This window comes from Cereibacter sp. Soil_C_27 (genome assembly GCF_057657095.1).
On sequence record NZ_JBDGJD010000002.1, the window covers coordinates 965,781 to 990,295 of the forward strand.

The window sequence follows — 24,515 nt, forward strand, 5'->3', positions numbered from 1 at the left end:
TCATGGCAGGCTCAGCGCGCGGAACGGGCCGTTGCCGAAACTTTCCGAGACCTGTGCCACCTCGACCCTAAGCGCACCGCCACCATCGGCTGCCTGCTGCGACGCGCTGTAGATCCAGACCGGGCTCTCCACGCTGGCCTTGCGCAGAATCGCGCCTTCGCGCGTCACCCGCAGCGCATAGGCCTCGCGCGCCTCGCCGAGGGGCACCTCCTGCGATTGCCAGCTGTCTCCGTCGATCCGGGTGCGCCGCCGCCATGTGATCCGCAGATCGCCATTCGCCTGCCGCTCGGCCCGCAGGTGCACCGGGGCATAGGGCCGGAGCCCGATCCCGTCGAAGGCCGCGACGAGATGCATCACCGAAGGGTCATCGTAGCTGCGCCCCGCCCCCCCGATCCGGTAGTGCCGCGCGAGGCCACGCGCTGCACTCGGCAGCTCGATCTGCGGCACCTGCGGGCTCAGCAGCACCACGAAGCTGCCGATCGGCCAGCTCTCCGGCATCACCGCATCGCTGCCCTTCTGCCCGCGCAGGCGCAGCGTCAGATCGTAGAGCTGCGGCCCGATCAGCGTCGCCTGCGCAAACTGGAAGATCTCCCAGCGGCCGGGCGATCCGTCGCCGATGGCCATGGCATTGGCCCCGTTCAGCACCGCGAGCGGGGAAGCCGAGGCCAGCGCCCCGCCATAGACCTTCACCCGCAGCGGCTCGCCCCTGTCCCAGAGCCCCGCCCGCGCCGCCCGCAGCACCGTCTTGGTCTCGCCGATCACCGCCGAGACCGCGAGCAGCCGGTTCAGCTGATAGCCCGCATCCTCGGCAGCGCTCCAGACCGCGACCGAGCCGGGCCAGGGCGTCGCCGTCACCGCGACATGCGGCGCATGCGGCACCTCGCCGCCCAGAAGCAGAAGGCAGGTCGAGAAACAGCGAAAACACCGGCACCGGCGGCACGAAGGGCCTGGGGACCGCGCGCTCCTCGGCGGCGTCGCTCGGCCGATAGACCCCCGGTTCCACCCGCACGGCCTCCACCAGCTGCGACGCCCCGCTCTCGATACGGTCGATGCGGTAGCGCGTGCCGTCCAGTTCCACCACATCGCCCGCTCCCCAAGCCAGCGCCGAGGGTGGCAGGGCAAAGCGCGCCGTGTCCCGCGCCACCCGCGCCTCGGAGAGCCAGCGCTCCACCGTCCCGCGCGCCTCGGCGGGGGTCAGCACCAGCGGCAGATCGCTCTGCGACACGCCGAGGCTATCCTCGTCGGGAAACACCGCCTCCGCCTGCCGGACCGCGTAATCTCCCTCGGCCTCGACATAGCCAAGCCGCACCCGCCCGGCCATCTCCGCCTCGGCAGCCCGGGCGGTCTCGGTGATCCCGTCGATCTCCTCGCTCAGCGCCAGCCGCTCGGGATCGAGCGCGCCGCGGCTGCGCCCGTCCCGCATGCGAAACACCAGAAGCCCCCCGCGCTCCACCGCCTCGAAACCGTAGGCCAGCATCAGCGGCTGCAGCGCGGCCCGCGCGCTGCCGAGCTCGGCCACCGCATAGCCATGCACCACCCCGTAGAGCGCCGAGACATCGAAGGCCCTGACCCCCGACCGCTCGCAGATCTCCGCCACGACCGAGGCCAGCGCCTGCGAGCTGGCCCGCCCGGTCAGCCAATGCCCGCGCCCGTAGTTCTCGCCATCGCCCCAGACGTCGAGCAGGTTGGGAAACTGCGGAAAGGGCCGTGCGTCCCAAGTCCAGACATGCATCCGCCCGGCATCGACCATCCGCCCGTCATAGATCGCGGAGCGCGGGTTCTGCGCCGGATCGTCCCAGAACTCGGCCATCGCCCGCAGATACTGCATCTGCATCAGATCGTCCCGCCGCCCGTTCGACGCGCGCGGCAGCAGCGACTCCGACGACTTCGGATCGAGGAAGCGGTTCGGCTGGTTGGCCCCCTTGTCGATCGCGGCACAGCCGTATTCGGTGAAGCGGATCGGCTTGGATTGCGGCTCCCACGCCGTCGGCACCGCAGCACGGTCGCCGCCGATCCGCGGATGGTGGGCCGAGGACCACCAGCTCTTCAGATCCTTGTAGCGGTAGACCCAGGGCTCGCCATGCGCCTTGTCCTCGATCGGCTTGCGCCGCTGCGCCGCCTCGCCCTCGGGCGAGTCGTAGAACCAGTCGAACCCCTCGCCCCCGGCGATATTGGCCTTCAGATAGCCCAGATCGTAGATCGCTCCCCAGCCCGCATCGGCATGGTCCTCGCCATCCCGCCAATCGGCCAGCGGCATGTAATTGTCGATGCCGATGAAGTCGATATTGGCATCCGACCAGAGCGGATCGAGATGGAAATAGAGGTTCCCATCGGCCTGATAGGTGGCATGCTCCGACCAGTCGGCGGCATAGGTCAACTTCGTCCCCGGCCCGAGGATCGCGCGCAGATCGGCCGCCAGCGCGCGCAGCGCCTCCACGGCGGGAAAGCTGTCCTCCGCGCCGCGGATCTGCGTCAGCCCGCGCAGTTCCGACCCGATGCAGAAGGCATCAACCCCACCCGCCATCACGCACAGATGCGCGCAATGCAGCGCGAAGCGCCGATACCGCCACTCCTCCGGCCCGCTATAGACCAGCTCGCCCTCCTCGACCTCGAAATCCCCGGCCGCCGCGCTGCCGAAGAACGCCGCCACCTCCGCCGCCGCCGCCGCACTGCGGTCGGGCGTGCCCTCGCGCCCCGGCGCCTGTGAAAGCGTGATCCGCCCGCGCCACGGCAGCGACGGCTGATCCGCCGCGCCGGTCCACGGGTCGGGCAGGCCATTGCCCGGCAATTGGTCCATCAGCACGAAGGGATAGAACATCACCTCCTGCCGGGCCTCGCGGATCGCCCGGATCGCCTCGATCACCGAGGCATCGGCGGGCGTACCGCCATAGACCAGGCGCCCCTCGGCCAGCGCCACCCGCGCCGCCCCCGCCCGATTAAGCCCCGCCACCTCCCATGCCATGCCCTCGGCATCCAGCGACTGCGGCTCGACCTTCGGCTTCACCTCGCACTGTCCGCAGCGCAGATCGTCGCCGAACCACGACACCACCAGCGAAACCGAACGACAGTTCGGCAATTCTTCGGTCAGCTGCACCAGAGCCGTCGAGATGTCGGTCCGCCCCGAGGGCGCATGCACATTGACCGGCGCATTCACCCCGAGCCCGTCATTCACATGCAGCGCCGTCGTGGCGAGCGCATATTCCCCCGTCCCCGGGATCAGCGCCACCGCCCGCACCGCGCGGCTCAGGTCCATCACCTCCTCGGCAAACTCCCCCTGCGCCGCGCGGAACACCTCGAACGAAAACTGCGGCACCCGGTTGCCGAACTGCCCAAGCTCCAGATCCTCCAGCACCACATAGGCGATGCCGCGGTAAGCCGGGGCCATCCCCGCCCCCTCGACCGCCTCGATTTTCGGGTCGGGCTGCTGATCCTCCGCCCCGGTGTAGACCCGCAGGTTCAGCTGCGCCGGCAGCACCTCGGCCCCATCGGCCCAGATCCGCCCGACCCGCATGATCTCGCCCTCGCAAAGCGCGATGGCGAGGCTGACCGTATAGGAGAAACTCACCGTCATCGGTCGCGGTGCGCCCTTGCCGCCGCCGCTGGTCGTCGCACTTTCCAGAAAGCGCGTCGCCCAGATCACCTGCCCGCCCAGCCGCACCCGCCCGAAGACCTGCGCCACCGCAGCGCCTTCGCTGGCCCCCGTCAGCCGGAACCGATCCACCCGCCCGGTCTGCACGACGTCCGATCCCGCGCCGAGCAGCCGCTGGTCGATGACCTGCCCCAGCGTCGCGCCGATGGCCCGGCCGATCACCGCACCGGAAAGCCCCAGCACGCTGCCGCCGAACCCCGCGCCAAGCGCCGAGCCGGCCGCGGAAAGCAACAAGGTCGCCATTCACTCTGCTCCTGTGGGAAAGTCGAAACGCGCCGCGATCCGCCGTGCCCAGGCGGCGGAGAGCGGGCTCTCGATCACGCCATGCCCGCTATAGGCATGGATGAAACTCGCCTCCGGCCCGGTCCGCGCGAGAATGCCCAGATGCTTGGCCACCGCCCCCTCGCGCATCCGGAACAGCAGCACCTCACCCGCCTCAGGTGTGCCGCCGGTCTTGCGCCGCAGCCAGCGCTCCGCCGCCGCCAGCAGCACCTCGGCCCCCGCGGGCTCGGCCCAGTCGCGGGTATAGGCCGGCACCGGCTCCGGCTCCGGCCCGCAGAGCGCCCGCCAGACCCCGCGCAGCAGCCCGAGGCAATCCGTCCCCGCCCCCCGCACCGCTCCCTGATGCACATAGGGCGTGCCGATCCAGCGCCGCGCCTCGGCAACCACCAGCGCCCCGCTCATCCGAGGCTCCCGCCGTCGTTCACGCTGGCTGAACTCGGATAGGCCGCAAGCCAGTCCTCTCCGGGAATATGCGGGAAGCCGCGGAAGTTGCGCTGATTGCCGAACTTCAGCCGACAGGTGTCGAACCTGCGGTCGCAGCCCGCCTCCACCCGCACCAGATCGCCCGGCCGCACCTCAGGCCCGATCGCCTGCCACAGCTCCACCACCCGCCCCTCGGCGCTCAGCCGGTCGTTCTTGACGATGCCGACGATCCCCGCAGCGTCCCCGTTCAGCACCGTCAGCCGCCCCTTCTCGAACCAGCGGTCGTCGAAACCGGTGAAGTCGGTGAACCGGAACAGCACCCGCTCCTCCACCCCTTCCACCAGTCGCTCCGCCACGAATCCCGCCTGCCCCAGATCGAAGCGGCATCCGGCATCACCGAGGATCGCCGTGCAGTCGCGCTGATAGACCCGGCCCTGCGGCTGGTTCAGCGCCTCGGTCAGCCCGCGCAGCTCCGCCCGGAACGCCCCGCCCGACCGGACGATCTCACCAAGGCTGCCGCGGAACTGCAGCACCCGCGCGCCGACCTTCGCCCAATTGACCAGCCAGCAGCGCACCTCCGCCCCGTCGAACCGCCCCGCCAGCAGATCGGCCTCGGTCACCGCCGCATCCGACAGCGCCCCCAGCGCCTCGGAGTTGTCGACCGAGAGCCCCGTCGTCTGCTGCAGGCTCCGCGCCGTCAGCCCGCTGTCGGCCCGGAACAGGATGCCATCGAAGCTCAGATCGCGGTCATGATCGGTAAAGCCGAACACCGCCCCATCCCGCCGCACCACCGCCCAGGCGCGGCAGACCGTGGTCGAGCCGCTTTCCAGATGTGCGTAAAGCGCCTCGGCACTCACAGCCGCACCTCGACCACCGGCACGTTGGGCACATCCCCCGCCTGGAACGAGGCGACCGAGGTCTGGATGCGGTCGGTGTCGAACCGCACCGGCACATCGAATTCGAACCCCGCCGTCACCGCCGTCCCGAGATCGGGCGGCACGGCGAAGGTCACCGCCCCCGTCGCCGGATCGACCCAGAACTCCTCGGTGTCCACCTTCGGATCGCCCGCCACCGCCACCCGCACCGTGCCAACCACCGGCTTTGCCACCGGGCGCACATAGCTTTCGGCGCCCGAGAGATAGGTCTTGGTCAGGGCGAACACCGTCCGCACCCCGTCGCCATGGCCGATCAGCTGATCCTGCGGCCCGATGGTCTTCGACGCGGCGCAGGATTTGTAATCCGCCCAGTCCTTCCAGCGAAAGCCGAACATCTGCCCGCGCCGCGCCTCGAAGAAGGCGATCAGCGCCTCGACATCGTCGAGCGAGCGCAGCCCCACCCCCGCGTCATACCACCTGCGCGAATGCGCCCAAGGCGTGTTGCGCTCCTCGAATCCGTTGGCCAGCGTCACGATCTCCGTGCGCCGCTCCGGTCCCCCGACCGAGCCGAAGCTCAGGTTGGCGGGAAAGCGAACCTCGTGAAATCCCATGCTCTCACCTGTTCCTCTGGCCGCGCGCCAAGGCCCGGCCCATCTGCGCCGCGATCTGGCCCTGACTGCGCTGAAAGCCCTGCACATCCGGCGTGGTCACGTTCATCACCACCGTCACCGCCTGCCCGCCGCCCGCCATCTGCACGCCGAGCCGCCCGTCCGCGCCCCGCGCCAAGGGCAGGATCGCCTCCGGCCCGGCCTCGCCCATCACCCCGCGCCCGCCGCGCATCGGAAACTCCGTCGCTCCAGCCACCACGCCGCCGCGCGCAAAGGGCATCACGCGCCCCTCCGAAAAGGCACCCCCCTTGGCAAAGGGCATCGCGCTGCTCATCAGCGCGTTGAGCCCGCTGGCCATGAGCCCGCCCACCGCTGCCTGCACCGGCTTCATCGCCACGGCATAGACCGTGTCCATCATCGTCCGCGCCACGCCCTCCAGCGCCTCCGACAACTTCATCCCGTCGAAGACCAGCCCATCGAAGGCCCGCCGCAGCCCGTAGCCGATGCCGGTCGACAGCCGGTCCACCTCGCGCCCGGTGAAGACCATGGACTCGCGCATCCGCGACAGCTCGCCCTCGAAGGCCTGCGCCACGCCCACGGCCCCGCCGAGGCTCGCCTCTAGCGCCGCCACCTGATCCTCCAGCTCCTCAATCCGCGCCATCACCCGTCCTCCTCGCATCGGGGAACGCGCGCGCCAGCTCGTCGAGCCGCGCGCGGGTCAGGGGGGCCACCGCATCGATCCCCAGCAGCATCCGCAACTCCACCGGCGTCAGCCGCCAGAACGCCTCGGGCGACAGCCGCAGCCCGGTCAGCCCGACCCGCATCAGCCCGGCCCAGTCGATCCCGCTCACTCTCCCGGCACCGCAAAGGCCCGCGCCAGCATCTCCGCCGCCGCCCGCGCCGCCTCCACCGGCCCGCCGCCGATCTCCACCGTGCGCAGATCCGCCGCCGTCCCCTGCCAGCCCCCGCCGCGCAACCCCGCCACCAGCAGCGCCAGCACGTCGCGGGTGGAGAACCGCCCGCCCTCGAACCGCTCCACCAGATCGACCAGCGAGCCCGTCTCCAGCGCCGCCTCCAGCTCCGCCAGCGCCCCCAGCGTCAGCTTGCCGACATGACGCTGGCCATCGAGCCAGATCGCCACCTCTCCCGCCCAGGGATTCGCCATCAGAGCGCCGTGAAGCTCAGCATGCCCGCCGAGGCCAGCGTCAGCTCATAGGTCGCCTCGCCGTTGTGGCTCCCGGCGTAATCCACCGCCGTGATCATGAACGGCCCCTGCACCACGCCGAAGCTCGGGATGATGACCTGGAAATCCGGCACCTCGCCGTCGAAGAAGATCTGCCGCGCCCGCTCGTCGGTGCCCGCATCGCGAAACACCCCCGAGCCCGAGATCGAGGCCGATTTCACCCCCGCGCCGCCCAGCAGCTCGCGCCAGCCGCCTTGGCTTTCCAGCGAGGTCACATCGACCGCCTCCGCGTTGAAGCTGATCCGCGTGGCCCTGAGCCCCGCGATGGTCTCGAACTGCCCGTCCCCGGTCAGGTCCAGCTTGATCAACAAGTCCTTGCCGTTCTGCACAGCCATCTCGCTCTCCACTCCTGTTCAGTCCTCGACCCGCGCCCGGAAGGTCAGATCGATCCGCCGCACCGCGCCCGCATCGCGCCGCTTCGCCACCGCCCGCACGAAGCGCAGCCCGACGAGCCGCCCCCGCACCAGCGTCAGCGCGGCATCCACCAGCGCGTCCGACACCGCCGCCGCGACCGCCTTCGCCGCCAGAAACCCCTCGGCATCCGAAATCACGCTGACGACGAAACGATGCTCCGCCCCGCCGCCGCTCTTGTCCGACTGGTCCGAAACCTCCTCCGGCCCGAGCAGCACATAGGTTCCGCTCCCGCCCCCCGGCGGGATCGCGTCATGGATCGGCACCCCCGCCAGAGCGCCCGTCCCCGCCAGCCGCTGATAGACCGCCGCCTGCAACGCCGCCGCCACGCCATAGCTCATGCCGGACCCTCCTCGCGGGCAAAGCAGGTCAGGTAGTGCCCACCCGCATCGCGCTCCGACACCGCGAGGATGGCAAAGACCCTTCCCCCCTCGCGGAACCTCTGCCCCGCAACCGGCCGCGACGGCGCGCCAAAGGGCGCGGCCCGCACCGTGATCCGATAGGGGACCGAGGCCAGCGTCACCTCCTCGCCCGCCACGTCGCGCCCCGAGCCCGGCGCCACCTCGGCCCAGAGCGTGCCGAGCGCCACCCAGCTCTCGGCATGGCCCCCCGCACCATCCGCCACCCGCACCGGCCGCTCCAGCACCAGCGCGCGGCCCAGCTCCACGCTCATGCCTGCCCCCCGCCCAGCACCCGCACCGTGCGCCAGCGCTCGATCAGCGCGACCACCGGAAAGGGCAGCCCAGCCGTGCGCAGCCCGGCCTCGCTGCGGGTGTCGTAATAGTCCGCCGCCAGCAGCAGCACCGCCTGCGCCAGATCGGCAGGCACCGCGGCCCAGGCAGCCCCGAAGCCCGCATCGAACACCACCTCGATCCGCCCTCCGGTCGGCACCGTGGGCAACAGCAGCCCCACCGGCATCAGCTTCGGCCGGTGCATGTCCGGCACCAGCCGCCAGTCGCTCGCCGGCACCGGCCTTGCCGCGCCCGCCGCATCGACCAGCGTCACCGACAGCACCGCCGAGACCGGCGCCACCGGCAGCGCCTGCCCGGTGTCGCGGCGCCAGTCCTCCAGCACCAGTTGGAAGCGCCGCGCGATCAGCACCTTGCCGATCCGCCCCTCGATCGCCGCCAGAGCCGCGCGCAGATGGCTCTCGATCAACCCGTCCTGCAGACCGTCGTCGGAAAACCCGGTGCCCAGCCGCAGATGGTCCTTCAGCCCCTGCACCGGCAGGGCGGCGACAGGCACTGTGGTCTGCTCGATCAACATGATGAACTCCCCGCTCTCCCCCGGAAGATTTCATGGGTGCACACCCGCGTCGCTCGGACGGAGGAAGCAGCTAGACGGCGCGAGGGCCGGAGCCCCGATGCGCACCCATGCTCCGGCCGCTCAGGGCCGGATCAGCGCCGCCCCGGTCAGGAGACGGCGATCTTCAGCAGCTTGATTGCGGCAAAGTCGGTCACGTCGCCCCCGACCCGCTTGCTCGCATAGAACAGCACATGCGGCTTGGCCGAGAACGGGTCGCGCAGCACCCGCAGGTCGGGCCGCTCGGCGATGGTGTAGCCGCTGGAAAAATCGCCAAAGGCGATGGCATAGGCATTGGCCGCGATATCCGGCATGTCCTCGCAGATCAGCACCGGGTAGCCCATCAGCCGCGCCGGCTCCGCCGCCGCCAGCCCGTCCGACCACAGGAAGCGCCCGTCGGCATCCTTCATCTTGCGCACCGCGCCGGCAGTCTTCGAATTCATCACGAAGGTCGCATTGGCCCGGTAATCCGCCGCCAGCGCGTAGACCAGGTTGATGATGCAATCCGCCGCATTGGTCGCGGCGAAATCCGCCGCCGCCCCGGTCGGGACATAGCCGATGCTGCCCCAGCTCCAGGAGGCGTTCGCGACCTTGGCGGGCAGCAGAAAGCCCTTGGGCTTGTCCACCCCGTCGCCGCTGACGAAGGCCGCCGATTCCGCGCGGATGAAGCGCGTGGCGATCTTGCCCGCCAGCCAGCCCTCCACGTCGAAGGCCGAGTCGTCCAGCAGCCGCTGGCTCGCCTTCGGCATGGCCGACAACTCGTGCAGCTTGATCGAGATCCGCTCGATGGTCGGCGTCGAGGTCTCGGCCTGCGCCGCCACCTCCGTCGCCCAGCCCGAGCCGACTTCCGTGCGGTCGATCAGCACGTCGAAGCTCGACGAATCCACATTCACCACATTGGCTACCGCCCGGATTGACGAGGTGGCGACCAGCATCGAGCGGATGGTGTCTGCCGTCTGCGGATCGACCAGATAGCCGCCATCCGCCGCCACCGCGGTGCTCATCGCCTTGCCTTCCAGCACGAGGCCGCGCAGCGCGTCATCGTCGCCCGAGCGCAGATAGGCGTCGAAGGCCTTCACATGCGGCGCCTCGGTCTCGGCCGCCGCCGACAGCGCCGGGCGCCCGTAGCTCATGGTTTTCCGATCCAGCATGGTCAAACGCTCTTCCTGTTGTTGCAACACCAACTTCACCTCATCCCGAAAGCCCTTGATCTCCTTCAGGAACCCGGTCACGGCAGTCTGCACCTCCGCCACCGGCGTCCGGGCCTCGGACATGCCTGTCCCGGCCCGAGTCCTCGTCTCGGTCATCCCGTCTTTCCCTTTCGTGAACCTGTCAGCCCTCGGCCAGCGCCCGGCGCGCATCCTCGAAGATCGTCGCCAGATCGCGCCAGTTCCAATCGCCCGGCGTCTCGGCCTTGGCCGCGACCCGCGCCTCCGCCAGCATCGGGAAGGTCACCAGCGACACTTCCCAAAGCTCCACCTCGGCCAGCACCCGGCCGCCCTTGGCATCGCGCTCCGCCCGGAGCGTGCGATAGCCGATCGACAGCCCGTCGATCGCCCCCGCCGCCAGCAGCGCCGCCGCCTCGCGGCCCCGCTCCACCTCGGTCAGGATGCGCCCCTTGACATAGAGCCCGGTGGCGTCTTCCCGCACCTCGTCCCAGACCCCGATCGGCTGGCCCGGATCATGCTGCCACAGCATCTTCACCCGCCGCCCCGCCGCAGCCAGCGCCGCCAGCGACCCGCCATAGGCCCCCGCCAGCACCACGTCGCCGCCTTGGTCGCGCCTGCCGAAGATCGAGGCATAGCCCTCCACCTTCGAGCCTTCCGTCACCACCAGCCCCGCCTCGGGCCGGTGGAACTTCACCTCCGGCGCGCCGAACACGTCCCTCATCCCCATCGCCTCACCTCATCGCCGCCCTCAGCACAGCCTCCGCCCCCTGCGTCAGAAGGAAGGCGGCGACCCCGTAAACCCCCAGCCAGATGCGGCGCTCCAGCCGCTCCAGCGTGCTCTCGATCTGGCCCAGCCGGTATTCCAGCGCGCTCCAGCGCTCCTCGGCGACGCGCTCGTTGGCGTCGATCCGGGCGCTGGCCACATCGAAACTGTCGTAGAGGAAGCGCGAGCCCCCGTTGCGCGGCTGGATCATTCGCCCTCCGCGATCCGCGGCAGGCCCAGCAGGGCCCGCTTCTCCGCCACCGTCAGGAAATCCGCCGTCCCGACCCGCATCCACTGCTGGTCGCGCTCCGCCGCCAGCGCCGGCACCTGATCGAGATCCGGCCGCAGCATCACCCGCTCGCCGCTGAACCCCGCCAGCCAGTGCGACACCGCTGCCGTGACCTTCGCCGCCAGCGGCAGCACCGTCAGCCGGTAGAAGGCCCGGTTCGCCTCCTGGTAATTGGCATAGGTCGCATCCCCCGGGATCCCCATCAGCATCGGCGGCACGCCGAAGGCGATGGCGATCTCCCGCGCCGCCGATTCCTTGGTCTTCTGGAACTCCATGTCCGAAGGCGAGAAGCCCATCGGCTTCCAGTCGAGCCCACCTTCCAGCAGCATCGGCCGCCCCGCATTGCGCGCCCCCTGATGGTTCGCCTCGATCTCGCCCACCAGCCGGTCATACTGATCCGCGCTCAGCGAGGATTGCCCGTCCGGCCCCTTGTAGACGATCGCCCCCGAGGGCCGCGCCGCATTGTCCAACAGCGCCTTCGACCAGCGCGAGGCGCTGACATGCACATCCACCGCCACCGCCGCCGCCTGCATGGGCGAAAAGCCGTAGTGGTCGTCCTGCGGATGGAAGGTCTTGATATGGCAGATCGGCGCCACGCCGCCCGTCATGTCAAAGCGATGCTTCCGCGCCCCCACCGTATAGTCATAGGCCACCGGCCAGCCATCCGCCCCCGGCACCAGCGCCATCCGGTCCGAGCGCAGCACATGCAGCTCCCCCGGCAGCGTGCCGAGCCCCGGCACCGCCTCAAGATAGGCGTTGCCCGTCAGCAGAAGCTGCGCATAGACCGCCTCCAGCAGATCCGCCCGCCCCTGCACCGGGTTCGGCCGCTCCACCAGATCCAGCAGCGGATGCAGATCGAAACGCCGCTCGCAATCCTGCAGCACCAGAGGCAGCGCCGCGGCCGCCTCCGAGATCAGCTTCACCGCCCGGAAGGCGATCGGATTGCCCAGAAACCCGGTCTTCGTCAGCGAGCCCACATCGCGCGGGCTCCAGACCACCCGCCCCGAGCCCTGCCAGGCGATCATCGGCCCGGTGGCCGAGGTCTTCGTCTCGACCACCTCCGGCCCGCGCCGCCGCAGAAACCCCAACACCATGTCGCAACCCTCCTGATCCGTCCGGGCACGCGCCCTCAGCCCGCGCCCCGAAGGTCGCAGCGTCCTGTCTTCATCCTGGCAAGAAATCCCTCGCCCGAAGGCTGCCCGCCCCCGGGCGCGCCTTCAGAGCGTCCGCAGCCGCGGGTTCACCCAGGCGCGGCAGGGCTCGATCATCAGATCGGTCAGCGCCCAGACCAGCGCATCCACCCGGTCGGGCGAGCCCCTGCCCTCGTAGCCCTGCAACGTCATCCGGCACATCTGCGCCTCGAGGCCCGCCAGCCCGCGCAGATGCCTGACCCGGCCCTGCTCGTAGAGCGCCGCCACCGGCTCGGCGCGGGCCACCTTTCCCCGCGTCGCATGCACGCCGCGATAGGGCACCAGCGGGTCGATCTGCCGAATCACCGATTCCACCAGATCGCCGCCCTGGTTGACCTCCGCCACCAGCCGCTCCGCCCCGTGCCGCCGGACCGCCGCCAGCGCCGCCCGGGCCCAGGCATCGGGCGAGGCGGCGGCGACCGAGGCATCCTCCAGCACCACCGCCTGCCAGTCCTGCGGCGACCCCTCGGTGACGGCCCCCACCACGACGATCCCGCATTCGTCCGACCCGCCATGCCCGGTGACCGGCGGATCGACCGCCACCACCACCCGGCTCAGGCGCGGCGCCACGTCCAGCCGCAGCGCCTCCAGCCGCGCAGCCGTCCAGAGCGCGCCCTCGGCCTCCTCCAGCAGCACCCCCTCCAGTTCCTGCCGCCCGAGCCGCGTCCCCTCGTAGCGCGCCCGCACCTCCTCGAGGAAGGACGCGGCGAGGTAAGCCCGGTTCGCCTCCGTCGGGGCATGGGTCACCACGGTCGAGGGGTTCTTCAGGATTGCCTTCAGCACCCCCACATTGCGCGGCGTCGTCGTCACAACCTGCCGCGGATGCGTCCCCAGCCGCAGCGCGAACTGCAGCATGTCCCAGGCCTCCTCGACCTTCTTCCACTTCGCCAGCTCGTCGGCCCAGGCCGCGTCGAACTGCGGCCCCCGCAGGCTCTCCGGCTCATGTGCCGAGAAGACCTGCGCCGTGGCGCCGTTCGGCCAGACCAGCCGCCGCCGCCCCGCTTCCCACTCCGGGCGGCGGTCCGGCGGCGAGCAGGCGAGGATGCCGCTCTCGCCGAACACCATCACCTCGCGGACCTGATCGACCGTCTCGCCCACCAGCGCCACCCGCCGCGACCTGCCGGGGTCGAGCGGCGCGGAGCCCTCCACTTCGGCCCGCACCCACTCGGCCCCGGCCCGCGTCTTGCCCGCTCCGCGCCCGCCCATGATCACCCAGCTCTTCCAGGCGCCCTCGGGGGGCAGCTGATGCGGCAGCGCCCAGAACTCGAACATCCACGGCAGGGCCAGCAGAGCATTGCCGCTCAGCCCTTCCAGAAACTCACTCACCATCTCCGGCGTCGCGGAGGCGAGCCAGGCGGCGCCCGATCTCATCGCGTGCGGCGTCGAAGTCGAGCATGTGGTCCTGCGCGACTCCACCAACCTGTCTACGGAGTTTTTCAACCCTCGCCCTTTCTTCCATCACCAGATGAAGCGCCGTCTTGAGATCTTTGACCGCCTGCACGGCCGCCTTGACCTCGTCGAACTGGCCCGCGCGAAGCTTCTGCTTCGCCCGCACCAGATCCTCCGCCGCTTCGCGATACATCTCTTCCGTGGCGGCCAGCAGATCCACCGGCAGCCCATCTCCCGAGGAGAACTCGATTGTCATACCCTGCAGCTTCCGCGTTTCATGCCTGTCCGCACGAGCGAAAAGAAAAAGCGGCACCGGGTCACCCCGCGCCGCTCTCCCACTTCTTCTAGCATGCCCCAAGGTATAGATCAGACCGGGCGCAGAGTCAATCAAAAAACGCAGCGATGCCAAGGGCTTACCGCGCGCAGGCTTAACCTTTTCTTAACTCAGTCGCTCTGCACCCCGACCGGCGGCGTCTGGCCGCGCTCCGCCTCGATCCGCCGCCAGGCGGCGACGTTGCGGTTGTGCTCCTCCAGCGTCCGGCCGAAGGCGTGCCCGCCGCTGCCATCCGCCACGAAATACACATAGTCGGTCTCGGCCGGGTTCAGCGCCGCCTCGATGCTCAGTCGCCCCGGATTGGCGATCGGCGTCGGCGGCAGCCCGTCGATGACATAGGTGTTGTATTCCGTCCGCCGCCGCAGCTCGCTCTGCCGCAGCCCGCGCCCCAAAGCGCCCTCGCCCTTGGTGATGCCGTAGATCACTGTCGGGTCGGTCTGCAGCCGCATCCCCTGCGCCAGCCGATTCACGAAGACCGAGGCCACCTGCGGCCGCTCCTCGGGAATGCCGGTCTCCTTCTCGACGATGCTCGCCATGATCAGCGCCTCTTCCGGCGTCTCGTAGGGCACATCCGGCGAGCGGGCCGCCCAGAGCTCGGCCAGCACCCGCGTCTGCCGCGCCGTCATCTCGGCCACGAGCTCCGCCCGGTCGCCGCCGCGCGTCACCTCATAGCTGTCGGGCGCCAGCGTGCCCTCCGGCGGCACCTCGGCGATCTCGCCCTCGAGGAACTCGGCCCGTTTCAGGCTCTCCACCACCTGCCAGCTGGTCACGCCCTCGGCCAGCGTCACCCGCCAGCGCAGATCGTCCTCGCCGGCCAGCTCGGTATAGGCCGCCGGAGCTTCCGCCACCGCCGGGTCGAACTTCGCCACCTCGACGAAGCTGTTGGTCGCCGCATCCAGCTCGCGCAGGATGATCTCCGAGGTCAGCACGCCGATGCGGTAGTTCACCTCGCGCCCGCAGGTCGATTGCCCGCCCGCCGTCAGGATATCCAGCACCTGCGACATCGAGGCCGCGGGCGGCACCAGATAGCTGCCGAACTTCAGCCCGGCGGCCTTGTCCGAATAATCCGCGCCGATGCGGAAGATCCGCGCATCCGACACCGCGCCCTGCGCCTCCAGCTTGCGGCTGACAGCCGAGAGCGAATCCCCCCGCTCCACCCGCACGCAGACCGCCTCGGTCAGCGGCCCCGGCCCCGAGAACCGCTCGCGCCCCAGTGCCAGAAGCCCGGCTGCCACCACCAGCAGCACGATGAACAGCGTCAGCGCGTTCGAGGCGACCGAGCGCCACATCAGCCCTGCACCTTGCCCAGAACGAGGCTCGCATTGGTGCCGCCGAAGCCGAAGGAATTCGACAGCGCGATGTCGATCTTCCGCTTCACCGCCTTGTTGGGGGCGAGGTCGAGCTTGGTCTCCACCGCCGGGTTGTCGAGGTTGATGGTCGGCGGCGCCACCTGATCGCGGATCGCCAGCACGCAGAAGATCGCCTCGATCGCCCCGGCGGCGCCCAGAAGATGCCCGGTGCTCGACTTGGTCGAGGACATGGTGGCCCGCGACGCCGCCTCGCCCAAAAGCCGCTCCACGGCGGCAAGCTCGATCGTGTCGGCCATGGTCGAAGTGCCATGCGCGTTGATGTAGTCGATCTGCGACGGCTCCACCCCCGCCCGTTTCAGGGCCATCGACATGCTGCGATAGCCGCCGTCGCCATCCTCCGCCGGGGCGGTGATGTGATAGGCGTCGCCCGAGAGCCCGTAGCCCAGCACCTCGGCATATATCTTGGCGCCGCGTGCCTTGGCGTGCTCGTATTCCTCCAGCACGACGCAGCCCGCGCCCTCGCCCATCACGAACCCGTCGCGATCCGCGTCATAGGGCCGCGAGGCGGTCTCGGGCGCGTCGCCGCGCTTGGTCGAGAGCGCCTTGCAGGCGTTGAACCCGGCAATGCCGATCTCCGAGATCGGGCTTTCGGCCCCCCCCGCCACCATCACATCGGCATCGCCCCACTGGATCAGCCGCGCCGCATCGCCGATGGCATGCGCCCCGGTCGAGCATGCGGTGACCACCGCATGGTTCGGCCCCTTGAAGCCGAAGCGGATCGAGACCTGCCCGGCCACGAGGTTGATCAGCGCCGAGGGGATGAAGAAGGGCGAGACCCGCTTCGGCCCCTTTTCCTTGATCAGCACCGCCGTGTCGGCGATGGCCGACAGCCCGCCGATGCCGGAACCGATCATCACCCCGGTGCGGCAGCGGTCCTCCTCGTCCGTGGGCATCCAGCCCGAATCCTGCACCGCCTGCACCGCGGCGGTCATGCCGTAGAGGATGAAGTCGTCGACCTTGCGCTGGTCCTTCGGCTCCATCCACTGATCGGCATTGAAGGTGCCGTTGCTGCCGTCGCCCAGCGGGATCTCGCAGGCATAGCGGGTCACGACATTGGTCGTGTCGAACCGCTTGATCATCCCGGCGCCCGATTGCCCGGCGATCAGCCGCGACCAGGTTTCCTCGACCCCGCAGGCCAGCGGCGTAACCATTCCGAGACCCGTGACAACCACTCGACGCATCCGACTTCTCCTCTTCAACCCACGCTGGGGCCTTCGCAATCCCGGGTGATACACGCCCCACCTGCCCTTCGCAACATAGCGCCACCGCAGGGCAGATCATGGGGCAGATCACGGGGCAGATCACGGAGCGCCCCGCCGCCCCGGAGGCGCCGCCGTCGGGGGCATCGAGCCCCCTCCTGCGGCTCTGGCGCCCGCGGCCAGCCGCGCGCAGCCATCAGGCGCGCCGCCCGCGGCCGGCCGCGACGCTCCGCGGGGGATATTTGCCCAGGGAAGACACGCTCATGCCTGCCTTGCCAGGATGCCGAGCACCCCCGCCAGGAGCTGCGCCGCCACCAGCGCGCCCTGCCCGTCGATGTCGCGCCCGGGCATGAACTCCACCAGATCGAAGCCCGCGATCCGCGCCTTCTCGGCCACCGCGCCGATCAGCTCCAGCACCTGCCAATAGCTCATGCCGCCGGCCGTGCGCCCGATCACCGCGGGCATCACCGAAGGGTCGAGCGCGTCGCAGTCGAAGCAGACGATGACCTCGGCCCCCTCGGGGATCAGATCGACCGCGCGCCACACCCCCTGCCGCGCCACCTCACCCGCGGGCACGAATTCCACCCCCCAGTCCAGCGCCGCGCGCAGATCCTCGGGCCGGGCCGAGCCGATGCCGCGCTGGCCGACCTGGATGATCCTCTCCACATGGCCCATCTCGCTCGCCCGCCGCATGGTGGAGGAGAGGCCCCAGCGTTCGCCACCGACCTCGTCGCGCCAGTCGATATGCGCGTCGATCTGCAGCACGGTGTAGCGTTTGCCGCGCGCGCCGAAGGCCTCGAGCATCGGGATCGGCAGGGAATCGTCGCCGCCGATCAGCACCGGCACCCCGCGCCGGTCGAGCACATGGCTCACCGCGCCGAAGATCCGCGCCCGGTTGCCCGCCGGATCGCCCTCCTCCTGCGGCAGGTCCCCCGCGTCGACCGCCGAAATGCCGGTCGGGAACACCGGGCCGCCGAGATCGAAGTTCACATGCCCGAGGTTCGCCGCGTAATCCGCCGCCGCGCCGCGGATCGCGGCAGGCCCGCCCGCGCAATAGAAGCCCACTGAGGGATAGGGCGTGCAGCCTGCGGCGCCGATGATCGCGATCCCGGCATCGAGCCGCGCCAGATCGCGGCAGCCCGGCAGGCCCATGAAGGTCTTCGCCGGTCCCGCACCGAACATCTCCGCCAGTGTCGCCATGCCGCATCTCCCGAGGCCCGGAGACGACAGTTCCGCCCCTCGGGTCCAAAGGCAAGCCCCAAGCGCCGGCGCGGCAGGATCATGCTCCGCCTGAAGGACCGCCGCCTGCCATTCGTGCTTCGCGAATGGCGGGGGCATCGGGGGCCCGCAAAGCAAAACGGGCGCCCCGAAGGACGCCCGTCTCGAAACCCAGTGCCCGATGCGATCAGGCGGCTTCCGTGATGAACTTCACCGCGTCGCCGAAGGTCTGGATGGTCTCGGCAGCGTCATCCGGGATCTCGATGCCGAACTCTTCCTCGAAGGCCATCACGAGCTCGACCGTGTCGAGGCTGTCGGCGCCGAGGTCGTCGATGAACGAGGCGTTCTCGGTCACCTTGTCCTCTTCGACGCCCAGATGCTCGACGACGATCTTCTTCACGCGATCAGCGATGTCGCTCATGTCACTTCCTCATTCGTTGCGGGAGGCTTCCCGGTCTCGTTGTCCCTTGCCCCGTAAGGCGGCTGGTCCCGGCAACGCGCCGGGGGGCCGGAGGCACGGCCTCCGGGGTCTTCAAACGCGCCTATAGCAAGGGCGTGTGCGCAAGGCAAACGCTTTCCCGTGCCACGAGCGTCGCGTCACGCGCAGCCCTCAGACCATGGCCATCCCGCCGTTCACATGCAAGGTCTGACCGGTGACATAGGCCGCTTCCACGCTGGCAAGATAGAGCACCGCTGCCGCAACGTCACCCGGTTCGCCCATCCGCCCGGCGGGCACCTGCACCAGAAGCTTGCTCTTCTGGTCGTCGCTCAACTTGTCGGTCATCGCCGTGGTGATGAAGCCCGGCGCCACGCAGTTCACCGTGATCCCCCGGCTCGCCACCTCGGCGGCAAGGCTCTTCGACAGGCCGACGACGCCGGCCTTGGAGGCGGCGTAATTGGCCTGCCCCGGGTTGCCGGTGGTGCCGACGATCGAGGTGATGTTGACGATCCGCCCCCAGCGCGCCTTCATCATGCCGCGCATGACGCCCCGGCACAGCCGGAAGGTCGAGGTCATGTTCACCGCCAGCACCGAATCCCAGTCGGCATCGCTCATCCGCATCATCAGCTGGTCGCGGGTGATCCCGGCATTGTTGACGAGAATGTCGACAGCCCCCATCGCCTCGGCGGCGGCCTTGGGCAGCGCCTCGACCGAGGCCGCATCCGACAGATCGCAGGCCAGCACATGCGCCCGGCTGCCCAGCTCCCCGGCCAGCGCCTCGAGCGGCCCGGTCCGCGTGCCCGACAGCGCCACCGTCGCCCCCGCCGCATGCAGCGCGCGCGCGATGCCGCCGCCGATCCCGCCCGAGGCGCCGGTGACCAGCGCGGATTTTCCCGTCAGATCGAACATGGTCTTTCTCCAGATGGTTTTCCGGCGGTTTAGCAGCCCCGCCGCCGCCACGCCACCCGTCCGTCGGGCCCTCCCTCGGCCGCCACCGTCGCACCGCCCGCCGGTCCTCCCCGGCAGGGCCGCCGGCGGGGGCTCGATGCCCCCGGCGGCGGCTCCCCCCGGGCGGCACGGCTTTCCGCTTGACCTTCGCCGCGCGAATGGCAAAACACCGCCATGGCAACGGCATCCCTCACCATCGACCTCGACGCGATCGCCGCCAACTGGCGCGCGCTCGACCGCATGACCGCCTCCGGCACCCAGACGGGCGCGGTGGTGAAAGCCGATTCCTACGGCCTCGGCGCCCCCCGCGTGGCGCGGGCGCTGGCACAGGCCGGGGCGCGGCGCTTCTTCGTCGCCGCCGCCGAGGAGGCCGCCGCCGTGCGTCAGGCCCTCGGTCCCGGCCCGCAGATCTCGGTCTTCTCCGGCCATATGGAGGGCGACACCGATCTGATCCGCGGCCTCGACCTCACGCCGATGCTGAACTCCATCGACCAGATCACCCGCCACTTCGAGACGCTGCCGGGCCATCCCTTCGGCATCCAGCTCGACACCGGCATGAACCGGCTCGGGATGGAGATGGGCGAATGGGAGGCGGTGGCCGAACTGGTGCTTTCCGCCGGCCCCGAGCTCCTGATGAGCCATCTCGCCTGCGCCGACGAGCCCGAGCATCCGATGAACGCGGCCCAGCTCGCCGAATTCCACGCCATGACCGACGGCATCGGCGTGCCGCGCTCGCTCTCGGCCACCGGCGGCATCCTGCTCGGCCCCGACTATCACTTCGACCTGACCCGCCCCGGCATCGGCCTCTACGGCGGCCTGCCCTATGAGGCGGCGCAGCGCGTGGTCACCCTCTCGCTCCCCGTCGTGCAGCTGCGCGACGTCGCCGTGGGCGAAACGGTGGGCTATGCCAACAGCTGGACCGCCGAGGTGCCCTCGGTCGTGGCCACGCTCTCGGGCGGCTATGCCGACGGGCTGTTGCGCAGCCTCTCCAACAATGCCGTCTTCTGGGATGACACCGTGCCCTGTCCGCTGATCGGCCGCGTCTCGATGGATCTCATCACCGTCGACGTGACCCATCTGCCCGAGGTGCCCGCCACGCTCGATTTCATCGGTCCGCAGCAGTCGCCCGACGATCTGGCCGAAGCCGCCGGCACCATCGGCTACGAGATCCTGACCAGCCTCGGCACCCGCTACACCAGACGCTACACGGGAAGCGGCGCGTGAGCGTGCTGAGCCCGGTGGCCGCACTCGGGCGGGCAACGCTCGGCGGGCTGGCCGCGGTCGGCCGCATCGCCCTCTTTGCCGCGGCGATCGTCGGCCACCTGTTCCGCCCGCCCTTCTACCCGCGCGAAGCGCTGCACGCGCTGATGCAGATCGGCTGGTTCAGCCTGCCCGTGGTCGGCATGACCGCGCTCTTCACCGGCGGCGCGCTGGCGCTGCAGATCTACTCCGGCGGCGCACGCTTTTCCGCCGAGGCCGTCGTGCCCTCCATCGTCGCCATCGGCATGGTGCGCGAGCTTGGCCCCGTGCTCGGCGGCCTGATGGTCGCAGCCCGCGTCGCCTCCTCCATCGCGGCCGAGATCGGCACCATGAAGGTGACCGAACAGATCGACGCTCTGGTCACCCTCTCGACCAACCCGCTGAAATATCTCGCCGTGCCGCGCGTGCTGGCCGCGACGCTCGCCGTGCCGGTGCTGGTCGCGGTGGGCGACGCCATCGGCATCGCCGGCGGCTGGCTGGTCGGCGTCTACCGGCTGGATTTCAACTCCGCGACCTATCTGCGCAACACCGTCGATTTCCTCGAATTCTGGGATGTCGGCTCGGGTCTGGTGAAGGGCGCGGCCTTCGGCTTCATCGTGGCGCTGATGGGCTGCTATCACGGCATGAACTCGGGCCGCGGCGCGCAGGGCGTGGGCCGGGCGACCAAGACCGCCGTGGTCTCGGCCTCGGTGCTGATCTTCGCCGCCAACTACCTGCTGACGGAGATCTTCTTCACCTCATGATCGAGCTTGTCGGCGTCCATAAATCCTTCGGATCGAACGAGGTGCTGCGCGGCATCGACCTCAGGGTCGAAAGCGGCACCAGCATGGTGATCATCGGCGGCTCGGGCACCGGCAAGTCGGTGCTCCTGAAATGCGTGCTCGGGCTGGTGCATCCCGACAAGGGCCGCATCCTGCTCGACAACGAGGATGTCGAGACCGCCGAGCGAGATGCCTTCCTCGCCCGCTTCGGCATGCTGTTCCAGGGCGGCGCGCTGTTCGATTCGATGCCTGTCTGGGAGAACGTCGCCTTCCGCCTGCTGCGCGGCGCCACCAAGCGCCCCAAGGAAGAGGCCCGCGCCATCGCCATCGACAAGCTGCGCCGCGTCGGCCTCGGGCCCCAGGTGGCCGACCAGTTCCCGGCCGAGCTTTCGGGCGGCATGCAGAAGCGCGTCAGCCTCGCCCGCGCCATCGCCGCCGATCCCGAGATCATCTTCTTCGACGAACCCACCACCGGGCTCGACCCGATCATGTCCGGCGTCATCAACGACCTGATCCGCGAGATCGTGACCGAGATGGGCGCCACCGCCATGACCATCACACATGACATGACGAGCGTCCGCGCCATCGCCGACAACGTGGCGATGCTGCACCGGGGCAAGATCCGCTGGTGCGGCCCGGTCTCGGAAATGGATGCGACGCCAGACCCTTACGTGCAACAGTTCATCCACGGCCGCGCCGAGGGCCCGATCGAGGCGCTGCGCTGATGGCCCCCCGGCCCGCCCGCGCGCCCCGCGCCGGAGCCGGAGCCCGAGCCGACCGATGACCCGCCTGCTGCGCCTCGCGAACCTCTCGCTGCTCCTGCTGTTTCCCTTGGCCTGGTTCGCGCCGCTGATGCGCGCCGGGATGCTGCCGCTCTTCGGCCTGTCGGAAATCTCGGTGCTCTCGGGCCTGCAAGCGCTCTGGCAGACCGATGTCTTCCTCGCTCTGCTCGTCACCTTCTGCGCGCTCTTCGCCCCCTATCTCAAGACCATCGGTCTTGCCCTTCTGCACTTCGGCCTGCTCTCGCCCCGCGCGCTCCCGGCGCTGCACCTCCTCGGCAAGCTCGCCATGGCCGACATCTTCCTGATCGCGCTCTACATCGTCGTGCTGAAGGGCATCGGCCTCGCCACGGTCGAGACCGCCTGGGGCCTCTATCTCTTCACCGCCTGCATCCTCGCCTCGCTGGCAATTTCCCTCCTCCACTCCGCCGGGCGGGGTTCCAGCCCACCCACCACTCCCTAATACCCCCTTAATGCCGCAGCGGTTATCCTTTTATATCAATGTCTTGCCCGGATTTTCACGCGTGAAATTCCCCACCCCGCAATTCCCGCCACCCCCTGAACCCGCCGCTTGCACCCGCCCCCTCAACCGGGCATGAAGGCCGCATGGCAAAATCCTCCCCCGTCTTCACCTGCTCGGTCTGTGGCGCCGTCCACAAGAAATGGGCCGGCCGCTGCGACGCCTGCGGAGCCTGGAATTCCATCGTCGAGGAAGCCCCCCTTTCCTCCGGTCCGAAATCGCTCGGCTCCAAGGGCCGCCCCATCCCCCTCACCGACCTCGCCACCCAGGAGGCCGAGCCCCCCCGCGCCGGTTCCGGCATGGAAGAGCTCGACCGCGTCCTCGGCGGCGGCCTCGTCCCCGCCTCCGCGATCCTCGTCGGCGGCGACCCCGGCATCGGCAAGTCGACCCTCCTGCTGCAGGCCGCCGCCAGCTTCGCCCGCCGCGGCGTGAAATGCCTCTACATCTCCGGCGAGGAAGCCGCCGCCCAGGTCCGCATGCGCGCCCAACGCCTCGGCCTCACCGACGCCCCCGTCGCCCTCGGCGCCGAAACCAACCTGCGCGACATCCTGACGACGCTCGACGCCGAACGCCCCGGCCTCGCCATCATCGATTCGATCCAGACCATGTGGCTCGACACCGTCGACAGCGCCCCCGGCTCGGTCTCCCAGGTCCGCGCCGCCGCCCACGAGCTCGTCACCTTCGCCAAGCGCCGCGGCGTGGCGGTGATCCTCGTCGGCCATGTCACCAAGGACGGCCAGATCGCCGGCCCCCGCGTGGTCGAGCACATGGTCGACACCGTGCTCTATTTCGAAGGCGAGCGCGGCCACCAGTTCCGCATCCTGCGCGCCGTGAAGAACCGCTTCGGTCCCGCCGACGAGATCGGCGTCTTCGAGATGACCGGCGCCGGCCTGCAGCAGGTCGCCAACCCCTCGGCGCTGTTCCTCTCGGACCGCGACACCCCCGCCCCCGGCTCGGCGGTCTTCGCCGGGATCGAGGGCACCCGCCCCGTCCTCACCGAGATCCAGGCCCTCGTCGCCCCCTCCAACCTCGGCACGCCGCGCCGGACGGTCGTCGGCCTCGACTCGGGCCGCCTCTCCACGATCCTCGCCGTGCTCGAGGCCCGCTGCGCCATCCCCTTCGCCGGGCTCGACGTTTTCCTCAACGTCGCAGGCGGGATGCGCGTCTCCGAGCCTGCGGCCGATCTCGCGGTTGCCGCGGCCCTCGTCTCGGCCCGCGAAGATGTGGCAATTCCGCCCGACATGGTGCTTTTCGGCGAAATCAGCCTCTCCGGCGCGTTGCGCCCGGTGACGCAGACCGAAAACAGGTTGAAAGAGGCGTCGAAACTTGGTTTTTCACAGGCAGTTGCGCCGTCCCGGTCGAAGCTTGGACAGGGTGAAGGGATGCGGGTGCGACAGATGCCCGATCTCGCGGCGTTCGTGGGCGAAATGTTCGGGGCAGGCTAGTCCCCCGGGGAGCACGTAATGGAAGGCTTTACCATCATCGACGCCGTTGTGGCGGTGGTCATCGTCCTGTCGGCAATCCTTGCGTATTCGCGCGGGGTGGTTCGCGAGATCATGGCCATTGCCGGATGGGTCGGCGCGGCGGTTCTCGCCTTCATCTTCGCGGCACAGGCGCAGCCGCTGATCAAGGAACTGCCGGTGATCGGCGACTTCCTCGGCGACAGCTGCGAGCTGTCGATCATCGCCGCCTTCGCTGCGGTCTTCGCGCTCGGCCTCGTCGTCATGTCGCTGTTCACGCCACTGTTCTCCTCGGTCATCCAGCGCTCCGCGCTTGGCGGGGTGGATCAGGGGCTGGGCTTCCTCTTCGGGGTGGTGCGCGGCATTCTTCTGGTCGCCGTGGCCTTCATCGTCTATGATCGCGCCATCGCAGCAGACAGCATCCCGACGGTCGACAACTCGCGTTCCGCCAAGGTCTTCGCCTCGTTCCAATCCAACATCGACGAGAATATCCCCTCCGATGCTCCCGGCTGGATCGTTGCGCGCTACGAGCAATTGGTGGGCAGCTGTGCCGCTCCGGCGACTGATGTTCCGGCAACGCCTGCCCCCGCGGCACCCGCAGCCCCGGCGAACTGAAAGTAACTGCTTTGTGCCC

At 69.8% G+C, this 24,515-nt stretch carries 27 protein-coding genes and 1 pseudogene; 6 read left to right on the forward strand and 22 right to left on the reverse strand.

Annotated features, from left to right (window positions below; translation table 11 throughout):
* The 22 genes and pseudogenes from AC3A5Z_RS11735 to fabG form a co-directional block, all read right to left on the reverse strand.
* Window positions 1-3,892: pseudogene (locus AC3A5Z_RS11735) on the reverse strand (baseplate multidomain protein megatron).
* Complete coding sequence (locus AC3A5Z_RS11740; protein ID WP_487519518.1) at window positions 3,893-4,333, reverse strand: NlpC/P60 family protein; 441 nt, start codon at window positions 4,331-4,333, stop codon at window positions 3,893-3,895. It abuts the pseudogene before it with no gap.
* On the reverse strand, window positions 4,330-5,211 hold the full coding sequence (locus tag AC3A5Z_RS11745; RefSeq protein WP_487519519.1) for a DUF2163 domain-containing protein: 882 nt from the start codon (window positions 5,209-5,211) through the stop codon (window positions 4,330-4,332). The genes AC3A5Z_RS11740 and AC3A5Z_RS11745 overlap by 4 nt, the downstream gene beginning before the upstream one ends.
* A complete protein-coding gene (locus tag AC3A5Z_RS11750; protein WP_487519520.1) occupies window positions 5,208-5,840 on the reverse strand; it encodes a phage distal tail protein, Rcc01695 family in 633 nt (210 codons plus the stop codon). The genes AC3A5Z_RS11745 and AC3A5Z_RS11750 overlap by 4 nt, the downstream gene beginning before the upstream one ends.
* Window positions 5,841-5,844: 4 nt before the next feature.
* Window positions 5,845-6,498: a phage tail tape measure protein gene (locus AC3A5Z_RS11755; protein WP_487519521.1), complete on the reverse strand. Its 654-nt coding sequence runs from the start codon at window positions 6,496-6,498 to the stop codon at window positions 5,845-5,847.
* Window positions 6,485-6,688 (reverse strand): rcc01693 family protein, encoded by a 204-nt coding sequence (locus AC3A5Z_RS11760; RefSeq protein ID WP_487519522.1) that lies wholly within the window; start codon window positions 6,686-6,688, stop codon window positions 6,485-6,487. The genes AC3A5Z_RS11755 and AC3A5Z_RS11760 overlap by 14 nt, the downstream gene beginning before the upstream one ends.
* A complete protein-coding gene (locus tag AC3A5Z_RS11765) occupies window positions 6,685-7,002 on the reverse strand; it encodes a gene transfer agent family protein (protein ID WP_136793679.1) in 318 nt (105 codons plus the stop codon). Before AC3A5Z_RS11765 ends, AC3A5Z_RS11760 begins: the two co-directional genes overlap by 4 nt.
* Window positions 7,002-7,415 carry a phage major tail protein, TP901-1 family gene (locus tag AC3A5Z_RS11770; RefSeq protein ID WP_487519523.1) on the reverse strand — a complete coding sequence of 138 codons (414 nt, stop codon included), beginning with the start codon at window positions 7,413-7,415 and terminating at the stop codon, window positions 7,002-7,004. Before AC3A5Z_RS11770 ends, AC3A5Z_RS11765 begins: the two co-directional genes overlap by 1 nt.
* 18 nt (window positions 7,416-7,433) lie before the next feature.
* Entirely contained in the window at window positions 7,434-7,832 is a 399-nt protein-coding gene (locus AC3A5Z_RS11775) for a DUF3168 domain-containing protein (protein WP_487519524.1), read from the reverse strand.
* Window positions 7,829-8,164 (reverse strand): head-tail adaptor protein, encoded by a 336-nt coding sequence (locus tag AC3A5Z_RS11780; protein WP_487519525.1) that lies wholly within the window; start codon window positions 8,162-8,164, stop codon window positions 7,829-7,831. The genes AC3A5Z_RS11775 and AC3A5Z_RS11780 overlap by 4 nt, the downstream gene beginning before the upstream one ends.
* A complete protein-coding gene (locus AC3A5Z_RS11785) occupies window positions 8,161-8,760 on the reverse strand; it encodes a head-tail connector protein (protein WP_487519608.1) in 600 nt (199 codons plus the stop codon). The genes AC3A5Z_RS11780 and AC3A5Z_RS11785 overlap by 4 nt, the downstream gene beginning before the upstream one ends.
* A 143-nt stretch (window positions 8,761-8,903) precedes the next feature.
* Entirely contained in the window at window positions 8,904-10,100 is a 1,197-nt protein-coding gene (locus AC3A5Z_RS11790; RefSeq protein WP_487519526.1) for a phage major capsid protein, read from the reverse strand.
* Window positions 10,101-10,125: 25 nt separating this feature from the next.
* Window positions 10,126-10,689, reverse strand: coding sequence for an HK97 family phage prohead protease (locus AC3A5Z_RS11795; RefSeq protein WP_487519527.1), 564 nt, complete (start codon window positions 10,687-10,689; stop codon window positions 10,126-10,128).
* Between the two features lie 4 nt (window positions 10,690-10,693).
* Window positions 10,694-10,936, reverse strand: coding sequence for a GTA head formation protein, RCAP_rcc01685 family (locus AC3A5Z_RS11800; RefSeq protein ID WP_107662640.1), 243 nt, complete (start codon window positions 10,934-10,936; stop codon window positions 10,694-10,696).
* Window positions 10,933-12,108: a phage portal protein gene (locus AC3A5Z_RS11805; protein ID WP_487519528.1), complete on the reverse strand. Its 1,176-nt coding sequence runs from the start codon at window positions 12,106-12,108 to the stop codon at window positions 10,933-10,935. The genes AC3A5Z_RS11800 and AC3A5Z_RS11805 overlap by 4 nt, the downstream gene beginning before the upstream one ends.
* A 123-nt stretch (window positions 12,109-12,231) precedes the next feature.
* Window positions 12,232-13,575, reverse strand: coding sequence for a DNA-packaging protein (locus AC3A5Z_RS11810; RefSeq protein ID WP_487519529.1), 1,344 nt, complete (start codon window positions 13,573-13,575; stop codon window positions 12,232-12,234).
* Complete coding sequence (locus tag AC3A5Z_RS11815; RefSeq protein WP_487519530.1) at window positions 13,523-13,849, reverse strand: hypothetical protein; 327 nt, start codon at window positions 13,847-13,849, stop codon at window positions 13,523-13,525. Before AC3A5Z_RS11815 ends, AC3A5Z_RS11810 begins: the two co-directional genes overlap by 53 nt.
* A 188-nt stretch (window positions 13,850-14,037) precedes the next feature.
* On the reverse strand, window positions 14,038-15,216 hold the full coding sequence (mltG, locus tag AC3A5Z_RS11820) for an endolytic transglycosylase MltG (RefSeq protein ID WP_487519531.1): 1,179 nt from the start codon (window positions 15,214-15,216) through the stop codon (window positions 14,038-14,040).
* Window positions 15,216-16,478, reverse strand: a complete 1,263-nt coding sequence (fabF, locus tag AC3A5Z_RS11825) for a beta-ketoacyl-ACP synthase II (protein WP_487519532.1) — start codon at window positions 16,476-16,478, stop codon at window positions 15,216-15,218. Before fabF ends, mltG begins: the two co-directional genes overlap by 1 nt.
* A 279-nt stretch (window positions 16,479-16,757) precedes the next feature.
* Window positions 16,758-17,696, reverse strand: coding sequence for an arginase family protein (locus AC3A5Z_RS11830; protein ID WP_487519533.1), 939 nt, complete (start codon window positions 17,694-17,696; stop codon window positions 16,758-16,760).
* A gap of 205 nt (window positions 17,697-17,901) precedes the next feature.
* A complete protein-coding gene (locus tag AC3A5Z_RS11835) occupies window positions 17,902-18,135 on the reverse strand; it encodes an acyl carrier protein (RefSeq protein WP_107662634.1) in 234 nt (77 codons plus the stop codon).
* A 189-nt stretch (window positions 18,136-18,324) separates the two neighbouring features.
* Window positions 18,325-19,062, reverse strand: coding sequence for a 3-oxoacyl-[acyl-carrier-protein] reductase (gene fabG / locus AC3A5Z_RS11840; protein ID WP_487519534.1), 738 nt, complete (start codon window positions 19,060-19,062; stop codon window positions 18,325-18,327).
* 213 nt (window positions 19,063-19,275) lie between these two features.
* Here fabG and alr point away from each other — a divergent pair, with 213 nt between their 5' ends.
* The 6 genes from alr to AC3A5Z_RS11870 all read left to right on the forward strand — a co-directional run bounded on the left by alr (window position 19,276) and on the right by AC3A5Z_RS11870 (window position 24,496).
* A complete protein-coding gene (alr, locus tag AC3A5Z_RS11845; protein ID WP_487519535.1) occupies window positions 19,276-20,325 on the forward strand; it encodes an alanine racemase in 1,050 nt (349 codons plus the stop codon).
* Window positions 20,322-21,104 (forward strand): MlaE family ABC transporter permease, encoded by a 783-nt coding sequence (locus AC3A5Z_RS11850; protein WP_487519536.1) that lies wholly within the window; start codon window positions 20,322-20,324, stop codon window positions 21,102-21,104. The genes alr and AC3A5Z_RS11850 overlap by 4 nt, the downstream gene beginning before the upstream one ends.
* Window positions 21,101-21,847 carry an ABC transporter ATP-binding protein gene (locus AC3A5Z_RS11855; protein ID WP_444666519.1) on the forward strand — a complete coding sequence of 249 codons (747 nt, stop codon included), beginning with the start codon at window positions 21,101-21,103 and terminating at the stop codon, window positions 21,845-21,847. The genes AC3A5Z_RS11850 and AC3A5Z_RS11855 overlap by 4 nt, the downstream gene beginning before the upstream one ends.
* Before the next feature lie 64 nt (window positions 21,848-21,911).
* The gene (locus tag AC3A5Z_RS11860) at window positions 21,912-22,364 is read left to right on the forward strand and encodes a paraquat-inducible protein A (RefSeq protein WP_487519609.1); all 453 of its coding nucleotides are present in this window, start codon (window positions 21,912-21,914) and stop codon (window positions 22,362-22,364) included.
* A gap of 143 nt (window positions 22,365-22,507) precedes the next feature.
* On the forward strand, window positions 22,508-23,866 hold the full coding sequence (gene radA / locus AC3A5Z_RS11865; RefSeq protein WP_487519537.1) for a DNA repair protein RadA: 1,359 nt from the start codon (window positions 22,508-22,510) through the stop codon (window positions 23,864-23,866).
* An 18-nt stretch (window positions 23,867-23,884) separates the two neighbouring features.
* Window positions 23,885-24,496, forward strand: a complete 612-nt coding sequence (locus AC3A5Z_RS11870) for a CvpA family protein (RefSeq protein ID WP_487519538.1) — start codon at window positions 23,885-23,887, stop codon at window positions 24,494-24,496.
* The last annotated feature ends 19 nt before the right edge of the window (window positions 24,497-24,515 follow it).

Excerpts from the sequence above, each read along its gene's own strand:
- AC3A5Z_RS11800 (WP_107662640.1), bottom strand. The coding sequence starts at position 10,936 with ATGATCCAGCCGCGCAACGGGGGCTCGCGCTTCCTCTACGACAGTTTC.
- AC3A5Z_RS11790 (WP_487519526.1), bottom strand. The coding sequence starts at position 10,100 with ATGACCGAGACGAGGACTCGGGCCGGGACAGGCATGTCCGAGGCCCGG.
- AC3A5Z_RS11770 (WP_487519523.1), bottom strand. The coding sequence starts at position 7,415 with ATGGCTGTGCAGAACGGCAAGGACTTGTTGATCAAGCTGGACCTGACC.
- fabF (WP_487519532.1), bottom strand. The coding sequence starts at position 16,478 with ATGCGTCGAGTGGTTGTCACGGGTCTCGGAATGGTTACGCCGCTGGCC.
- AC3A5Z_RS11830 (WP_487519533.1), bottom strand. The coding sequence starts at position 17,696 with ATGGCGACACTGGCGGAGATGTTCGGTGCGGGACCGGCGAAGACCTTC.
- AC3A5Z_RS11810 (WP_487519529.1), bottom strand. The coding sequence starts at position 13,575 with ATGAGATCGGGCGCCGCCTGGCTCGCCTCCGCGACGCCGGAGATGGTG.
- AC3A5Z_RS11750 (WP_487519520.1), bottom strand. The coding sequence starts at position 5,840 with ATGGGATTTCACGAGGTTCGCTTTCCCGCCAACCTGAGCTTCGGCTCG.
- AC3A5Z_RS11775 (WP_487519524.1), bottom strand. The coding sequence starts at position 7,832 with ATGAGCTATGGCGTGGCGGCGGCGTTGCAGGCGGCGGTCTATCAGCGG.
- AC3A5Z_RS11765 (WP_136793679.1), bottom strand. The coding sequence starts at position 7,002 with ATGGCGAATCCCTGGGCGGGAGAGGTGGCGATCTGGCTCGATGGCCAG.
- AC3A5Z_RS11815 (WP_487519530.1), bottom strand. The coding sequence starts at position 13,849 with ATGACAATCGAGTTCTCCTCGGGAGATGGGCTGCCGGTGGATCTGCTG.
- fabG (WP_487519534.1), bottom strand. The coding sequence starts at position 19,062 with ATGTTCGATCTGACGGGAAAATCCGCGCTGGTCACCGGCGCCTCGGGC.
- radA (WP_487519537.1), top strand. The coding sequence starts at position 22,508 with ATGGCAAAATCCTCCCCCGTCTTCACCTGCTCGGTCTGTGGCGCCGTC.
- AC3A5Z_RS11780 (WP_487519525.1), bottom strand. The coding sequence starts at position 8,164 with ATGAGCGTGGAGCTGGGCCGCGCGCTGGTGCTGGAGCGGCCGGTGCGG.
- alr (WP_487519535.1), top strand. The coding sequence starts at position 19,276 with ATGGCAACGGCATCCCTCACCATCGACCTCGACGCGATCGCCGCCAAC.
- AC3A5Z_RS11805 (WP_487519528.1), bottom strand. The coding sequence starts at position 12,108 with ATGGTGTTGGGGTTTCTGCGGCGGCGCGGGCCGGAGGTGGTCGAGACG.
- AC3A5Z_RS11740 (WP_487519518.1), bottom strand. The coding sequence starts at position 4,333 with ATGAGCGGGGCGCTGGTGGTTGCCGAGGCGCGGCGCTGGATCGGCACG.
- AC3A5Z_RS11755 (WP_487519521.1), bottom strand. The coding sequence starts at position 6,498 with ATGGCGCGGATTGAGGAGCTGGAGGATCAGGTGGCGGCGCTAGAGGCG.
- AC3A5Z_RS11870 (WP_487519538.1), top strand. The coding sequence starts at position 23,885 with ATGGAAGGCTTTACCATCATCGACGCCGTTGTGGCGGTGGTCATCGTC.
- AC3A5Z_RS11855 (WP_444666519.1), top strand. The coding sequence starts at position 21,101 with ATGATCGAGCTTGTCGGCGTCCATAAATCCTTCGGATCGAACGAGGTG.
- AC3A5Z_RS11835 (WP_107662634.1), bottom strand. The coding sequence starts at position 18,135 with ATGAGCGACATCGCTGATCGCGTGAAGAAGATCGTCGTCGAGCATCTG.
- mltG (WP_487519531.1), bottom strand. The coding sequence starts at position 15,216 with ATGTGGCGCTCGGTCGCCTCGAACGCGCTGACGCTGTTCATCGTGCTG.
- AC3A5Z_RS11795 (WP_487519527.1), bottom strand. The coding sequence starts at position 10,689 with ATGGGGATGAGGGACGTGTTCGGCGCGCCGGAGGTGAAGTTCCACCGG.